The organism is Streptomyces sp. NPDC026377, assembly GCF_055567715.1.
Genome location: NZ_JBVHPV010000036.1, coordinates 1 through 14,274, shown reverse-complemented (window position 1 = coordinate 14,274; position 14,274 = coordinate 1). Strand labels below are relative to the sequence as shown.

Genomic DNA, 14,274 nt, shown 5'->3' with positions numbered 1-14,274 from the left:
CGTTACGAGAAACGGGCCTACACCTACCTCGGCACCGTCACCCTCGCAGCCCTCATCATCTGGCTCCGAACATGATCCAAGAAACAGTGCCTAGGCCAGGGCAAGAGGGGCCATCGCAGAGCCTGTGGCGGAGATGAGATTGGCCGACATGAAGCGCCGGAAACTCGCGATCCTTAACAGCCGTTGACCTTCCAGCCGCACGACTTCCGCAGGATGTTCATCACCGACGCCATCCTCAACGATTTGCCGCCGCACATCGCCCACGTTATTGCTGGTCACGACCACATCGGAACCACGATGGGGTATGCCGCGATCTACCCGGAAGATGCCATCGAGGCTCACCGAGCCTTCATCGCCCGGCGCCGCGGTCTACGACCCGCCGGGGAATACCGAGCGGTGACCGACGAGGAGTGGCAGGAGTTCCTCGGGCACTTCGAGCGGCGCAAGCTGGCCCTGGGGCAGTGCGGCCGAGCATACGGAAGTAGCTGTGTCCACGAGCACGCCTGTGTGCGATGCCCGGTACTGATCGTGGGGCCGGACGAACGGCCCCGTCTGGAAGAGATCCGCGAGAACCTCCACGCCAGGATCGCCGAAGCCGAACGAGAAGGATGGCTGGGCGACGTCGAGCAACTGACCGTCAGCCTCACCGCAACCCACGACAAGATCAGCCAGATTGACGCCAGCGAGAGGCGGTAGAGCTCGCCGGTATTCGTCGGAATGCCGACGATCAAGCAACTAGCGGTCCGGGAAGCCCAGAACCTGAACAAGACGGACTAAGCACGCCGCCGTCGGACGCTAAACGGCCTCTCTGGCGGTAGTTGGGGTGCCGGTAAGAGCGCTGTCACCAGCCGCAAGCGAGGGGTGTCGTGTCCGGCAAGGTGCGGCGCGTTCGGCGATGTGACGGTCTACGGCCGCGAAGGCAACCGCGATGCCGAAAGGTGTGTTTCCTGGTTCAGGCGGGAACCGTACGGGAGAATGCGATGTGGTGGGCCGTCAGGCAGCTGGTGGCGCATGTGTCAGGCGAGGGGGAGCCGCTGTGTCACAGGTATGGAAGATCACGGTCATTGTGCTGGCGTCGGCTGGAGTCCTGTCCACACCGCTGGTGTGGCTTCTGGACGGCCCCGGTGCGGGACAGCTGGCCGGGGCCACTGTCCAGGCCGCCGTCGGTATCGCTGCCCTGGTCTGGGCCCTGCTACAGCATCCGCCGGCTGCCGGTCCCACAGACAGAGCCATCCGCACCGGGAGGGCCGACGACGGCGGCACTTCCGGCATCCGGAGGCCTGGCGGCCGGGGACGGGGCTCGGCCGCCGCCGAGCGTACTGGAGAGGCGAGCGGCCCGAACTCCGTCTCCGGCATCGACTACTCGAACTAGGCCCGCTCCCATGGCGAAAGAGTCATCGCGCACGGCACCGGACGAGGAGCCCGAGCCGTCAGTGACCGTGGCGGATACTGGCAATGCCGAGGCCACCGGCGATGAGACGGCCGTGACCGGCTATCGAGGCCCTGCCCCAGGAAGCGGCCCTGGATCCCCGGCTTCGGCACATCTGTCCCGCACCGGGGACGCGACGGCTGCCAACGGCGGAACCGCCATCAGCGGCTACGTTCACACCCTGACCGTGCAGAACAGAGTGCCGCTGGAGCCTGCCTCGTGGCCTCATCAGGTCGGTGTGGTCCCAACGCTGGCGCGGTCCTTCCAGCACCGCGCAGAGGTGAACCGGCTGCGGGCGGTGGTCGAGAGTGGGGGCATCGCGGTGCTCTCTCAGGTCCTGACCGGGATGGGCGGCGTCGGTAAGACCCAACTCGCCGCCGACTATGCCCTCGCCGCCCGGAACAACGGCGACCTGGACGTCCTGGTCTGGATCACCGCCAGCACCCAGTTGGCGGTGGTGGACGGATACGCGCAGGCTGGCCGCGAACTGTGCCGGGCCGACCCTGACGACCCTGAGCAGGCCGCGAAGCAGTTCCTGGCCTGGCTGGCACCCAAGCCCGGGCAGCGGCCATGCCGGTGGCTGATCGTCCTGGACGACCTCGCCGACCCAGGCGACCTCATCGTCCATCCTGAGAACCCGGGCACCCCGTACAGCCTGTGGCCGCCCGCCAGTCCGCACGGCCACACCCTGCTCACCACCCGCCGCCGTGACGCCGCCCTGTTCGGCGAAGGTCGCCGCCGGATCGAGGTTGGCCTGTTCACCCCCGACGAATCCGTCGCCTACCTCACCTCGTCCCTGGAAGCCCGTGGCCGCATCGAACCCACCAGCCAGCTCACCTCCCTGGCCGCGGATCTCGGACACCTGCCCCTGGCCCTGGCCCAGGCGGCCGCCTACCTCATTGACTCTGGCAAGACCGCGGCCGCCTACCGTGATCTGCTGGCTGACCGCGCCACGCAACTCGCCGACCTCGTCCCCTACGCCCTGCCCGACGAGCAGGCCACCACCCTCGCCGCCGTTTGGTCTCTGTCCATCGACCGCGCCGACACCCTGCGCCCCGCCGGCCTTGCCCGACCCATGCTCCACTTGGCCTCCCTGCTCGATGCCAACGGCATCCCCCAGACCGTTCTGACCAGCCGGCCCGCCCTCACCCATCTCAAGCGGCACCGCACCGCCGCCGACCCTGTACGGGCGCGGCGGCGGAAGTGGTGGCCGGGCATCCGGCTGCGCCCCGCGCCGCCGGTCACCCCCGAGGAGGCGTTCGGCGCGCTGCGCGCACTGGACCGGCTCAGCCTGATCGACCACACCCCGGACACCTCTCACCAGGCTGTCCGTGTCCACCAGCTCATTCAGCGCGCTACCCGCGACACCCACGCCCCCCACCAGCACGACCAGTACGCCCGTACCGCCGCCGACGCCCTAATGGCAGCCTGGCCTCCCGCTGACGACGACACCGACCTTGCCCAGGCCCTACGAAGCAACACCGAAGCACTCACCCGCCACGGCGAAGAGGCGCTGTACCGGCCGAACGCGCACAAGGTGCTGTACCGCCTCGGCCGCAGCCTCGGCGAGAGCGGTCAGCTCACGGCCGCCATCGCCCACTTCGATCACCTCACTACCATCACCCGCAGCCGCTTCGGCGAGGATCACCGCGCCACCCGCACCGCCAAGAGCAACCTCGCCACCTGGCGGGGGCAGGCGGCGCTCCCGGGGTTCGCGCTGAATATCGACGGCATGCAGGAACACATGCTGCAGGCGGGCTGGCAGGAGGAGACAGGAGATGCCGCGACGGCCATGCAGATAGTCGACGACACGATGAAGCACATAGTGCGGATGCTGGGCGAGGACCAGACCCTCGCCCTCCGGAGCCGCAGCGCTGGCTGGCGGGGCCAGATGGGGGATGCGGCGGCGACCGTGCAGGAACTCGCCGACCTTCTGGAGCGCATGGTGCGGGTGCTGGGCAAAGACCATCCCGACACCCTCGTCACCCGAAGCAGCCTCGCCTTATGGCGGGGACGGGCGGGGGATGCAGCGGGGGCCGAGCAGGGCTTCGATGGCCTTCTGGAGCACGCGGTGCGGACCCTGGGCGAGGACCACCCCCACGTCCTCACCGTCCGGGGCAACCTCGCCAGCTGGCGAGGACGGGCTGGGGATGCCACCGCAGCCGCGCATGCGTACGCCGACCTCTTGGAGCGCATGGTGCGGGTGCTGGGCGAGGACCACGGCCACACCACCACCGTCCGGTGGAACCTTGCCAACTGGCTGGGGCGGGCGGGGGATGCGGCCGGGGCCACGCGGGCGTACGCCGACGCTCTGGAGCACTCGGTGCGAGAGCTGGGCGAGGACATGGCCGCCGGCTTTCTGGAACACATGGTGCCGAAGCTGAGCGAGGACCACCCCCACCTGCTGGAGCACATTGTGCGGGTGCTGGGCGAGGACCACCCCGCTCTCACCAACCTCCTCTCCTGGCGGAAGGAAGCGGACAGGACGCAGGACGACGGGTAACAATGGCACCCTCCTATGCGGCTGGTGACAGAGTTCTTCCCGGTACCCCTAGTTCGGAGAAGGCATGTGAGCCACGTTGGAGATCAGCGACATGCCTGACGGTTATCCGAAGGGTGTTCAGGCATGTTGGCGATGTCTGGGATTGGCTGCCTGTTCCCGGAGCCCGTGCTGGTTCAGTCCATGTCGTTCCACGTCCACGCAGGGGCGGCACTCCCATCAGGCTCACGCCCGAGGCGGAACTGCTCTCCGTTTTCTCCGAGCTCGATGAACAGATAGAAGTGTCCTGCGGCAGAAAGCCGCTTGACCAGGGTGGTGATCTGCTCCTGCACCCCGGCTTCCCGCAGCGCGTCCAGCAGCCTGTGGACGGCCTGCAGGTTGAAGAGGGGGGTGTGCGCGGCGTCCCGCTCGGCCAGGGCGGTGACCTGCTCCTGCGCCCCGGCTTCCCGCAGCGCATTCAGCAGCCTGGCGACGGCTTCCGGGTTGTTGAGGGCGGCGTGCGTGGCGGGGTCGCGAGCCAGCAGCGCGGTGACCTGCTCCGGCTCCCCGCCTCCCCGCAGCAGCACGTCCAGCAGCGAGGCGACGGCGTACGGGTCATCGAGGGCGATGTACGCGGCGTCCCGCTCGGCCAGGGCGGTGACCTGCTCCTGCGCCCCGGCACCCATCCGACCGGATCACCGGCCTGGCCCGCGTACTCGTGCGCCAACGAGGCCACCCCCAGCCGCCTCACCGACCGCAGCGGGACAGATCCCACCCGTTCGAGTGACAGCCGAACCCGGCCCGAGGCATTGTGGTGGCGCAGTTCACTCGCCGATGGCCGCCTTGTAGCCGGCAGCGTCGAGGAGATGATCGAGTTCGGAACTATCCGACGGCCTGATCTTGAAGATCCACGCCTCGTGGGGCCAGTACCCCGTGTTGATGAGATGCGGTTTGGAGGACAGCTCCTCGTTCACGGCGATCACCTCGCCGCCGACCGGCGCGTGGATGTCCGACTGGGCCGTGACCGCTTCGACGGCACCGACGACATCGTTAGCCGCGACGGGTTTGCCGACCTCCGGCAGCTCCACGAACACCACGTCGCCAAGCGCCTGCTGAGCGTGATCGGTGAGCCCGACCGCCAACGTGCCGTCCGACTCCGACCGCACCCACTCATGCGCCTCGGTATACCGCAGATCAGCCGGAATATTCGACATGCTCACTCCACAGTTGTCCTAGTTGATCAGCAGACTCAGCATGCCCGATATCACGAAGGATCGACCGGATTTCAGTAATGTAACTGACGAGGCGTCAACAACCCTTGACGAGGCGCCCCGGCCGACTTGGAGCGGCCAGACCGCGATCATCTTGAACGCACAGAGTGATCAGCGCGTGGCGTTCGCATGCTATGGCGTCCATTCGCGAACTGTGCCTGTGACTTAGCGCTCTACTTGGCCAGCGCTTCTTTGGTTGGCGCGAGGTAACCCCGGCCTAGCTTGTCCCGGCGGCGGCAAGGTGGGCGTCCACGGCAACGACACCGTCGACGCCCTGGCAGAGGCCCACGACCACCAGGACGAGACGCGGTTCCGGGACGTGACCCCACAGGGTGACGACCCCGTCCCGGACCTCGATCGCGACGCTGCCCTCGTCCAGGCCGAGGATGCGCCGCAGGACGTCCTGCTCGACTTCGCCGCGGATCTCGGCGTCTGAGCGGATGAAGGCGTCGAGCAGGTCGCTGCGGCTGACGATGCCGGTGAGGAGCCCGTCGTCGCCGACCACCGGCAGCTGCTTGACGTGCCGACTGCGGAGTTCCCGAGCGGCCCGGGGGATAGTCCAGTCGGCGTGGGCAGTGAAGACGGGGCTGCTCATGAGCGCGCCCGCGGTCCGAGCCCGGGCCTTGCCCCAGACGCCCGCTTCGTTCCCGTCCTGCCCCTGAGGATCGGGCATGCCGGTCTCGTGCCGCAGCACGTCGGACGCGGACACGACGCCGACAAGGGAGCCGTCGTCATCGACGACCGGGGCCGCGACGATGTCGTTCGCATCCAGCAGGCCGACGACGTCCTGGAGCGGTGTGTTGGGGTGGAGGGTGACGACATCCTCGGTCATCACGTCACCGACCGTGCGGCGGTGCAGCATGGCGTCGGTCTCCTCAGCTTTGCGATGGGCGGCTGCGGTAGGACGCCCCGGCGGACGACGCGCGGCGCGCTGGCCTCCGCGGCCCTGCCGGCTCGTCAACGCCTATTCCCTCCCATGACAGCACCCCGCCTCTCCGGCGACCAGTGAGCTTTGACCTGGCGAGGAGGGCCAGCGGCCCCATGGCCAGAGTGCCTCCGAGCGTGTGGCAGGTGCTGGCACCTCGACGCCCTGTCCGCGTCCGTCTGGGGTTGAGCGTTGCAGTTGGCCGAGCGGGCCAAGTTGGGTGCTCAGTCACACTTGTGACTGCGCGCTTCACTTGGCGAGTGAGTGTTTGGGTTGGTTCTGACCGCGCTTCCGTGATGACTACGGTTGATGGTGGACGCGGGTCGAACCCTTACGGACATCCCAAAGCCGATGCCACCCAGCTTTCGGAGGGTCGTGCGTCCTGGGGTGTGTTGTTCACCAGCCACGAACCGTTCCACTCGACGTTCCACACGTCGCCGAGGGAGTTCTCGAACTCCACGAAACTTCCCGGAGCTCCTTCGAGGAGCCCGAGCTCCCTCAGTAGCACGTCGTGCGTAGTGAACCCGCGGGACGGACCCACGCTGCCGCCCTTGGTCCTGGTGTTCTCGTATCGCATCCGCAGGTACGGAACCGGGGGCCGGGAGATGATCGTCGGCCGCAGCATGCGCTTGCACCGCAGAACCGCCTCCTCCAGGCTCTCGTCTCCGCGGAACTCGCACTGGTACGCCGGGAAGACCGCTGTGACGACCTCGTTCAGGGCCTCGTTTCGCCCGTGGTGGTAGCCGTGCACGGGTGGTGAAGCCGCTGCCACGGCGTCGAACCGGTAGGTCCCGTAAGAGAAGTCGGTGGCGATCGTGAGCGGTCGGGCGCCTGGTCCGCGCCCGAGGCGGTGTTGTCTCGCGAACTCAAGAACAGCCCTGGTCAGACCTTCGTCGTGGACGTCCAGCGAGTTCATTTGGTAGGCCCAGCCTCCGTCGACGTCCATGGCGAGGGAGAACATGAAGCGCGACATGGGCGACCATCGCCAGGCCATGGACAGGCCAGGCACCTCCTCGACGTTCCCGATCTCCGCGACAGCCTGTTCGATGTTCATGTCCGTCATTTTCCCCTTCCTACGCCAGCTGCATGATCGGGGGAGGAAGGCAGGCCGGTTGGCACCGCTGTTCGGCGACAACTACGGCTATGGCTCAAGAAGGATGCGGGCTCTGAGTAAGGTGAATGAGGCTCGACCGTGCATCTGGCGCTTGATCGTTTTGATTCTGTTGACGTGGCCTTCGACTATGCCGGAGCTGTAGGGGAGGGTGAGGCCGGCGGTGACGGCGTGGAGGTCCTGGCGGATGGAATCGGCGAAGATGCCGATGGCATCCGGGCCGCCCAGCTCGGACTTCTGAATCCAGTCCCGGAGTAGGTGGCCGCAGCGATGACGAAGCATGTCGGTGAACTCCCGCGCGAGGTCACAGGCCAGGGCGATCTCCGGGCAGGCACTCCTCACAGCGTCGAGCTGGGCAACGTCGGAGATGGCGAGTGTCTCCCGAGGGCGCATGATCCATGAGGTGATGTCGCGAGGGCGGGGAGTCATTGAGCGGGCAGGAACCGCGATGCCCTCCCGGATGGCCATCACGTAGCGGTTCACAACGTGGTACCCGCCGGTGTAGCCGAGAGCGAGCAACTCGGATAGAGCTGCATCGATCTGGTACAGCCCGCATGGAAGCGGTGCTGCACATGCTCGATGAACGGGTCGAGGACACCATGCCCGCGATCCTGCGCCGAGGCGAGAAGCCCTGCCAGGTCCTTGTTCCGGTAGCGCGGGACCGTCTTGCAGTCCAACTGCAGCCGGCGGCCGATGGCGCTGAGAGACAGGCCGGTGGCGGCGAGCTCGTTGACCTCCGCGTGGCGTTGTCGGATCCGGTCCAGGAGCGGAGTATCCGGTGTGGCCAACGGCGGGCTGGCCTCTGATCCGACCGGCCGCCGAAGGCAATCACGGTGCCGGCGACATGTCTTCTCCACGGCCATCGAGAGGTTGCCAGCGATCTGCCACCTCCAGCGCGCCCGGGGCCTGCCTGATGGCCTTGGTGAAAGCCATGAGGCGATCTCGGCAGATGATCTCAGCGCCGGAGTGCTCCTGTAGCCAGGCGGCCACCGTGCCAGTCTCGCGATCGGGCAACACGTCCACCGGCCGCGAGGACTCGATGTCGACGAGGATGGTGCCGCAGGCCCGACCCTTGCAGAAGGCGAACTCGTCGATGCCAAGTATCCGTGGGGCCCGTGCTGGCACAGGCGGAGCGGTCAACTGTCTCAGGATGGTTGTCCGTCGGCCGTAGAGCCGCAGCTGCGTACAGAGGCGTGCGCCCGGTCGGCCGCCGAGCTTCACAGCGACCGCCCTCATCGCCGACCGCGCCGCCGTCGAACAGCGGCGTCGTGGCTCGGTCAGGCCCGCCACCTGTTCCACGAGAGTCCGACGTTGGCACTGGGCCTGATCGCAGAAGAACCGACGCACGCGGAGACGAACGATCACCCGGTGGCCGCCGACGGGTAGCCCAGTTATGTGACGCCGGTACCGACTGTGAACGCGTGCGGCAGGATGCTGACGCTGGGGACATGCTCCTGGCGGCCCACAGCCAGCCGCATCGATCAGCAAGCTGTCATCGGCGACGACGGCCTGCCGCACCACGAGGTTCAGGCCCGGGAAGAGGACGTCTTCGAGCGTCGCCAGCTTCATGACGACGTGATCCCCTGACGGAACGGTCCTGCAATCTCCGGCCTTCAGCGCATGCTGCCAGGTGCAACGTGCTGCAACTGAGCGATCAGGGAGCTTGGTAGCAGGGGATGGGGATGTCGTGAGCCTTCAGAGCCGCCGTGTAGCGAGCCAGCAGCTCGTCGAAGTTGGAGAGGACGATGGCCGCCGCCTCGCGGGCCTCACCGACGTCGCCCTGGTCGCAGGCTTCTACGATTTCGGTGACGTCCGCGCGAATGATCGAAAGGGAATCGCCCTGGATCAGCACGCCCGGAAAATTGCGTGGGGGCAGACGGACGACCGCGTCGTTCCCCGGGTCCGTGAACAGCTCAGCCTCAATACGTTCCATCCCGTCATCCAACCTCACACGGTGCCCCCTTCCAGGCGTAGTCAACACGGAAGCGCAGTCAGAACCTTTGGATTGGCGGATCTGAGCGTCACGGCTGGCGGCTATGCCCAGCCGCCAGCGACAATGTGTGGCCGCCGTAGCTCTTTAGCCGGGTCCTGAGCGCGACCTGGCATCCACGTGCCAGGCTCCGTTTGGCGGCGCTGGGTCGCCACGTGACCTTCGGAGTGGACATGTCTGACCGGCAGACCGGCACGGTGAAGTGGTTCAACGATGAGAAGGGGTTCGGCTTCATCACTCCGTCAGGAGGCGGCGACGACCTCTTCGTGCACTTCAAGGCCATCGAGTCCGATGGTTTCAAGTCCCTCAAGGAAGGCCAGACCGTCTCGTTCGTCGCCGAGAAGGGGCAGAAGGGCATGCAGGCGGCGCAGGTCCGCCCGGAGTAACCCGCTTACGGACTGAGTGCCGCAGTTGGCGAAACTCGCCAACTGCGGCGCAATAGTTGTCCCTTGAGCGCGATAGTTGGCCCCGCGAGTGGGACTTTTCGAGGTAGGTGCCCCTTGATCGGGCTGCGTGACCCTGCCCGCAGTCCTGGCGTCATTGGCCGGCGACGAGCTGGTGGGTGAGCCTGGGATGATCGACGTATGTCCCGCTTTCCCATTGAGCCCCGTCCGCTGAGCGTCTCCGAGCGAGCCGTGCTGGAGCACATCCTCTCCGCCGGCTTCGCCGGTGCTCGCGAGTTGCGCGGCCAGCTGGACCTGGCGGAGGTCGTTGCTCTCTGGGCGCCTGGGTCTGTCAGCGTCGACCTCCAGGTCAGGGAACCGGTGCAGCACGCGACCATGACCTCCGAACTGGTGCCCGTCGATGCTCACGTCCACGACCACTCGGGCGAGTACACCGGCGAACTGCTCGTGTGGACCGCCAAGGGGGCCACCCTGGCGGCCCTGGAGTACGCCTGGATTACCGACGAGATGCCCAGTTCCCTGCCGACCATCGACCAGGTGAGGGTCGTCGCCCGCTGATCACCTGCATGACGGGCAGGTGTCAACATAGAACAGCCTAGCGGTGACAAGTAGAGCTATCTGATCGGCCAGGCACCCTACGTGAGCCCTGCACCGCGGTGTCGTCTATCTCGAAAAGTCGCAGCGAGGGAGGCGGGGGACCGGGAGAGCGCCGAGGCCCTTGCATGGCAGGCCGCCGACCATGGCTGCCCCGACGCCCTGGTCCGCCTGGCCGAGATGCGGGTGCAGGCCGGGGACCGGGAGGGTGCCGAGGCTCTGCTCCGCGAGGCCGCCGACCGAGGCTACGCCGCACTGTTCCAGCCGCGGTCCGGCGACGAGGTCGTGGAGTCGGCGGTCTGGCCCGATCTGGGACGGGCCGTGTACACAACACTGAACAGCGTCGTCTGCCTGACGCGCGCCAGTGACCTGGTGTGGGCGTCGGATTTGAGCCGCACTCGGGCCGACGGGCACGGCCACCGGCCCGGCTGTGCGCTGTCCTTGGACGGCGGGACTGTCTGGGTCTACGGGCCGGACGCGATGGCAGGACGCAAGAACCCAGACCAGTGGGTAGCCCACGACGCCGACAGCGGGACGGTACTGGTCCGCCAGGAGCTGGAGACGGTCGGGCACGGCGCCGACCACCACGTGCACCCCGTGGACGGCAGCGTCTACCTCGACATCGGTGAGGGCCAGGACGGCTCCGTCATCCTCAGAGCCGCAACCAAGGCCAACGGTGAGCCGGAATTCTGGACCTATCCGACGCAGGACCGCTGCCTGATCGACATGGCACCCGACGGGCAGCAGTTCATGACCGTCGACCACGGACAGGTGGATGTCGCCTTCCACCGCCACCTCAGCGGAGACGTGCTCCTCTCCCTGCCCGTCGAAGCCTTCGGATACGACCCGGAAGAGACGTATATGGAATGGAGCGGCGGCTACCTGACCCCAGACCTAGGCCGTTTCGGTCGGATCATCTGATCGTTGGTCCGGGTGTGCCGTTGACTGACGCGCAGTGGGCGCGGATCGAGCCGTTGCTCCCGGACCGGACGCCGAGGCGGGGTGGTCGCTGGCGTGACCACCGCGAAGTGATCGACGCGATCGCCTTCAAGTTCCAGACCGGAACCCAGTGGGTCCACCTGCCGGAGAGATTCGGCAACTGGCGAGGTGTCTACAACCGGCTGCGGATGTGGGCCGTCGACGGCACCTGGGAGCGAGTGTTCACCGCGCTGATGGCCCAGGCCGACGCCGACGAGGACCTCAACTGGGCTGTCTCGGTGGACTCCACCATCGTGCGCGCGCACCAGCACGCGGCCGGGGCCCGCAAAAAGGGGCCCATGCCGGCGAACCGGACGATCACGCCATCGGCCGGTCCCGCGGCGGACTGACCACGAAGATCCACCTGGCGGCTGACGGCCGATGCCGGCCCCTGGCATTCGTGCTGACTGCGGGACAGGCCGGTGACGCGCCCGCCTTCGAGCAGGTCATGGCCCGCCTACGCGTGCCCCGCCCGCGTGGCCGGCCCCGCACCACTCCAGACGTCGTCCTGGCCGACAAGGCCTACTCCTCGCGTGCCATCCGCAAGCATCTGAGCAGGCGCGGAATTCGTGCGGTCATCCCCGTCCCCGCCGACCAGCAGGCACACCGCCTGCGACGCGGCAGCCAGGGCGGCAGACCGTTCGCTTTCGACCGTGAGACCTACAAACAGCGCAACACTGTCGAGCGGTGCATCAACCGCCTCAAGCAGTGGCGCGGCATCGCCACCCGCTACGAGAAGACGGCCGCGATCTACCTGGCCGGACTCCACATCGCAGGCATCTTCCTCTGGTCCGCACAGTGATCCAAACGAAAGCCCCTAGCCGTCGTCACCCTGGCCAGTGAGGGACCGGACGAGGAGGAGTGCTTCCGCTACCACCTGGTCGACGTAGGCACGGGCACGCTCAGCGGCGAGATCACCGCCGAGGCGGCCAACCCGTACGAACTGGTCCCCTGGGCGACGGCTCCTGGCTCACCGGCGGTCCAGACGGCAGCCCCATCCGCTCGTCACGCACCCCCTTGTCCCCCGCACCGCCGCGCCCCGGCGCTTGATGGAGCGGGCGGCCCCTGATACGAGCAGCGCCGCCGACTGAGCACCGCAGCTGGCCATCGGAGCCAACTGCGCTGCTCAGTCGCAGGTCTGGCCGGCCGTGGAGCGCACCAGCTGCCCCCTGTGGGCGGTGGATGGCCCTGCTGCGGTAGAGGGCTGGGTGCGTCCTGTGCACTTCCGAGCGGGGGCGTGTTGTCAGTGGGTGCTGGCAGGGTGTGTGCATGACGGATAGCGAGAGTGCCCGCATGTCGCGGATCCTGAGCGGGTTGCCAGCAGGGGCTCAAGAACTGCTACTGGAGACGGACTGGGCTTCTCACCGGCACGCCTACGGCTCCGGCGAGGACATACCCCTCTCCCTGTGCTCCCTCATGGACGAGGACGCCGCAGTGCGGTCCGCCGCGTTGGCCGCATTGGACACGGCCGTGCTCCATCAGGGGTCTCTGTACACGGGCACCGCGCCCGCGGCGCTGTTCGTCGCCGCGATCCTCGACCATCCCCTGTGCCTCGCCGAGCATGAGGGACACTTCCCCTGGGACGACGGGCCGCCGCGCAGCCTGCGGGCCGCCCTGCTCGACTGGCTGGGCCAGGTGGCCGAGTCGGCTGCCTATGGGGAGGACCCGGTGCGGGACCGGACCACCTGGGATTGGCAGCCCTGGCACCAGGACACGCGAGGCGCGCGCGACCCCGACGAGCTCGCCGCGCTGCAAGCGTGCCGGTACATCCGTCCTGCCCTGTACGACGCCGTCGAGCCGTTCCTCTCCTCCTCCAACCCGCAGATCTATGAATCCGCCCTCGGCGCCGCAGCGCCGCTCCTTTCAACCCCGGCCCTCGCCGACCGAATACCGCGCGCCGCCTCGCTGCTGCGGACCCGGCTGGCCACCATGACGGGCCGGCGGGAGCGATCCGCCGTGGCGCGGGCCCTGAGTCTTTGGAGGATGAACACCTCCGACCTGCTCGCCGACTCCGACCCGGCCGTACGGGTCTGCGCCGCACTCGGTCCCGCCGGCGTCGACCGGCCTCGCGCTCTCGCCGTGCTCCTCGACGCGCTGCGGGAGCCCCGTACGACAGACGGATGGTTCGTCGAGCCGCTGCGTGGGGTCAACGGGTGGTTCCGGTTCACCGTGCTGCGTTCCGCGCTGGGTCTGGCCCTCTCGTTCGAGGAGGTGGCACCGGTGGCCATCGCCATGGTGGCCGCCGCCCACAGATCCATCGCCGACCACGAAAGGGGGCCGATCCTGTTCAGAGCCTTCCCCGGCGGTTACGACCCGGCCCACCCGCTCACCCCAGCGCAACGCGCGCTGCTGCGGGCATTCGTGGACACCGACGAGGCGACGGGCAGCATCGGGGGCAATTGGTTGTGGTTCCGCGCGGCCGGGCTGCCGGAGAACCGGGAGGGCATCGCCGCGTTGTTATGACGCCGCCCGCCACCGCATCCCCTCCCCATAACGTTCCCCGCCTGACGCTGAGCATCAAAGTTGTCCACCTGAGCCATCTACGATGCTCAGCCACAGGGGAGTAGTCCTGCGGCGGCAGGGGGGGACGGATCAAGGTGGTCGGCACGACTCAGTGGGCAGCCGGAAGTCGTCGGACCGGGACGGCCACTCCAGGAAGATGCCGGTACGAGGCGGTGCAACGTCCGTGCACGGCGCGGGTGTTACCTTCCTTCCCGTGTTAGGGCTTGCAGAGAATCAAGGTGTTGCTTCCCCTGGTTCGGGTCGTTGGTGTGGTATGCGCATATCCGACGAGGTCCGTAATCAACTCGCTCTGAAGTTCGCAGTGTTGTTTCCTCACCTGGACGAGCGGCAGCGACGTCTGCTGATGGGGGCCGAAGCCCGAATCCTGGGGCACGGCGGGATCCGGGCAGTCGCCCAGGTGGCCGAGGTCAGCGAAACGACCGTCCGTACAGGCGTGGACGAGCTGGAGGCGGGGGCGGAACCGCTGGGCCGAGTGCGCCGTCCAGGCGGCGGGCGCAAGCGGGCAGTAGAGGTGGATCCAGGACTTCGGCCCGCGCTGTTGGCGCTGGTCGAACCCGACATGCGTGGGGA

16 protein-coding genes and 1 pseudogene are annotated in these 14,274 nt (G+C 67.7%); 9 read left to right on the top strand and 8 right to left on the bottom strand.

Annotated features, from left to right (window positions below; genetic code table 11):
• The first annotated feature begins 183 nt into the window (after positions 1 to 183).
• The 3 genes from ACZ4MU_RS34890 (at position 184) to ACZ4MU_RS34880 (ending at position 3,932) form a co-directional block, all read left to right on the top strand.
• On the top strand, positions 184 to 696 hold the full coding sequence (locus ACZ4MU_RS34890; protein WP_467883593.1) for an integrase: 513 nt from the start codon (positions 184 to 186) through the stop codon (positions 694 to 696).
• 340 nt (positions 697 to 1,036) lie between these two features.
• Positions 1,037 to 1,372: a hypothetical protein gene (locus ACZ4MU_RS34885; protein ID WP_467883589.1), complete on the top strand. Its 336-nt coding sequence runs from the start codon at positions 1,037 to 1,039 to the stop codon at positions 1,370 to 1,372.
• A gap of 295 nt (positions 1,373 to 1,667) precedes the next feature.
• Positions 1,668 to 3,932 carry an NB-ARC domain-containing protein gene (locus ACZ4MU_RS34880; RefSeq protein WP_467883587.1) on the top strand — a complete coding sequence of 755 codons (2,265 nt, stop codon included), beginning with the start codon at positions 1,668 to 1,670 and terminating at the stop codon, positions 3,930 to 3,932.
• 173 nt (positions 3,933 to 4,105) lie between these two features.
• Here ACZ4MU_RS34880 and ACZ4MU_RS34875 read toward each other — a convergent pair whose 3' ends face one another.
• The 8 genes from ACZ4MU_RS34875 to ACZ4MU_RS34840 all read right to left on the bottom strand — a co-directional run bounded on the left by ACZ4MU_RS34875 (position 4,106) and on the right by ACZ4MU_RS34840 (position 9,148).
• Positions 4,106 to 4,594, bottom strand: coding sequence for a hypothetical protein (locus ACZ4MU_RS34875; RefSeq protein ID WP_467883585.1), 489 nt, complete (start codon positions 4,592 to 4,594; stop codon positions 4,106 to 4,108).
• A gap of 138 nt (positions 4,595 to 4,732) precedes the next feature.
• Complete coding sequence (gcvH, locus tag ACZ4MU_RS34870) at positions 4,733 to 5,122, bottom strand: glycine cleavage system protein GcvH (RefSeq protein ID WP_389885567.1); 390 nt, start codon at positions 5,120 to 5,122, stop codon at positions 4,733 to 4,735.
• A 274-nt stretch (positions 5,123 to 5,396) separates the two neighbouring features.
• Positions 5,397 to 6,041: a CBS domain-containing protein gene (locus tag ACZ4MU_RS34865; protein ID WP_467883583.1), complete on the bottom strand. Its 645-nt coding sequence runs from the start codon at positions 6,039 to 6,041 to the stop codon at positions 5,397 to 5,399.
• 394 nt (positions 6,042 to 6,435) lie between these two features.
• Entirely contained in the window at positions 6,436 to 7,167 is a 732-nt protein-coding gene (locus tag ACZ4MU_RS34860) for a hypothetical protein (RefSeq protein WP_467883581.1), read from the bottom strand.
• 78 nt (positions 7,168 to 7,245) lie between these two features.
• A complete protein-coding gene (locus ACZ4MU_RS34855; RefSeq protein WP_467883579.1) occupies positions 7,246 to 7,698 on the bottom strand; it encodes a transposase in 453 nt (150 codons plus the stop codon).
• Positions 7,695 to 8,003 carry a hypothetical protein gene (locus ACZ4MU_RS34850; protein WP_467883578.1) on the bottom strand — a complete coding sequence of 103 codons (309 nt, stop codon included), beginning with the start codon at positions 8,001 to 8,003 and terminating at the stop codon, positions 7,695 to 7,697. The genes ACZ4MU_RS34855 and ACZ4MU_RS34850 overlap by 4 nt, the downstream gene beginning before the upstream one ends.
• Before the next feature lie 40 nt (positions 8,004 to 8,043).
• Positions 8,044 to 8,784, bottom strand: coding sequence for a transposase family protein (locus tag ACZ4MU_RS34845; RefSeq protein ID WP_467883576.1), 741 nt, complete (start codon positions 8,782 to 8,784; stop codon positions 8,044 to 8,046).
• 85 nt (positions 8,785 to 8,869) lie between these two features.
• Positions 8,870 to 9,148, bottom strand: a complete 279-nt coding sequence (locus ACZ4MU_RS34840) for a DUF6959 family protein (RefSeq protein WP_467883574.1) — start codon at positions 9,146 to 9,148, stop codon at positions 8,870 to 8,872.
• Between the two features lie 230 nt (positions 9,149 to 9,378).
• On the opposite strand from ACZ4MU_RS34840, the gene ACZ4MU_RS34835 reads away from it, so the two are divergent.
• The 6 genes and pseudogenes from ACZ4MU_RS34835 to ACZ4MU_RS34810 form a co-directional block, all read left to right on the top strand.
• Positions 9,379 to 9,591, top strand: coding sequence for a cold-shock protein (locus ACZ4MU_RS34835; protein WP_467883572.1), 213 nt, complete (start codon positions 9,379 to 9,381; stop codon positions 9,589 to 9,591).
• Between the two features lie 198 nt (positions 9,592 to 9,789).
• On the top strand, positions 9,790 to 10,167 hold the full coding sequence (locus tag ACZ4MU_RS34830) for a hypothetical protein (protein ID WP_467883570.1): 378 nt from the start codon (positions 9,790 to 9,792) through the stop codon (positions 10,165 to 10,167).
• Between the two features lie 81 nt (positions 10,168 to 10,248).
• A complete protein-coding gene (locus ACZ4MU_RS34825; protein ID WP_467883568.1) occupies positions 10,249 to 11,124 on the top strand; it encodes a hypothetical protein in 876 nt (291 codons plus the stop codon).
• A protein-coding gene (locus ACZ4MU_RS34820; RefSeq protein WP_467883591.1) for an IS5 family transposase occupies positions 11,124 to 11,983 on the top strand; the annotation gives its coding sequence in 2 pieces (ribosomal slippage) (positions 11,124 to 11,481 and positions 11,481 to 11,983; 861 coding nt in all). Before ACZ4MU_RS34825 ends, ACZ4MU_RS34820 begins: the two co-directional genes overlap by 1 nt.
• Before the next feature lie 467 nt (positions 11,984 to 12,450).
• Positions 12,451 to 13,644 carry a hypothetical protein gene (locus ACZ4MU_RS34815; protein ID WP_467883566.1) on the top strand — a complete coding sequence of 398 codons (1,194 nt, stop codon included), beginning with the start codon at positions 12,451 to 12,453 and terminating at the stop codon, positions 13,642 to 13,644.
• A gap of 313 nt (positions 13,645 to 13,957) precedes the next feature.
• Positions 13,958 to 14,274 (top strand): annotated as a pseudogene (locus ACZ4MU_RS34810) (ISAzo13 family transposase); the annotation flags it as partial.

Bases quoted from the DNA above. Each gene is read 5' to 3' on its own strand.
- ACZ4MU_RS34835 (WP_467883572.1), top strand. From the start codon at position 9,379: ATGTCTGACCGGCAGACCGGCACGGTGAAGTGGTTCAACGATGAGAAG.
- gcvH (WP_389885567.1), bottom strand. From the start codon at position 5,122: ATGTCGAATATTCCGGCTGATCTGCGGTATACCGAGGCGCATGAGTGG.
- ACZ4MU_RS34860 (WP_467883581.1), bottom strand. From the start codon at position 7,167: ATGACGGACATGAACATCGAACAGGCTGTCGCGGAGATCGGGAACGTC.
- ACZ4MU_RS34830 (WP_467883570.1), top strand. From the start codon at position 9,790: ATGTCCCGCTTTCCCATTGAGCCCCGTCCGCTGAGCGTCTCCGAGCGA.
- ACZ4MU_RS34845 (WP_467883576.1), bottom strand. From the start codon at position 8,784: ATGAAGCTGGCGACGCTCGAAGACGTCCTCTTCCCGGGCCTGAACCTC.
- ACZ4MU_RS34840 (WP_467883574.1), bottom strand. From the start codon at position 9,148: ATGGAACGTATTGAGGCTGAGCTGTTCACGGACCCGGGGAACGACGCG.
- ACZ4MU_RS34865 (WP_467883583.1), bottom strand. From the start codon at position 6,041: ATGCTGCACCGCCGCACGGTCGGTGACGTGATGACCGAGGATGTCGTC.
- ACZ4MU_RS34875 (WP_467883585.1), bottom strand. From the start codon at position 4,594: ATGGGTGCCGGGGCGCAGGAGCAGGTCACCGCCCTGGCCGAGCGGGAC.
- ACZ4MU_RS34815 (WP_467883566.1), top strand. From the start codon at position 12,451: ATGACGGATAGCGAGAGTGCCCGCATGTCGCGGATCCTGAGCGGGTTG.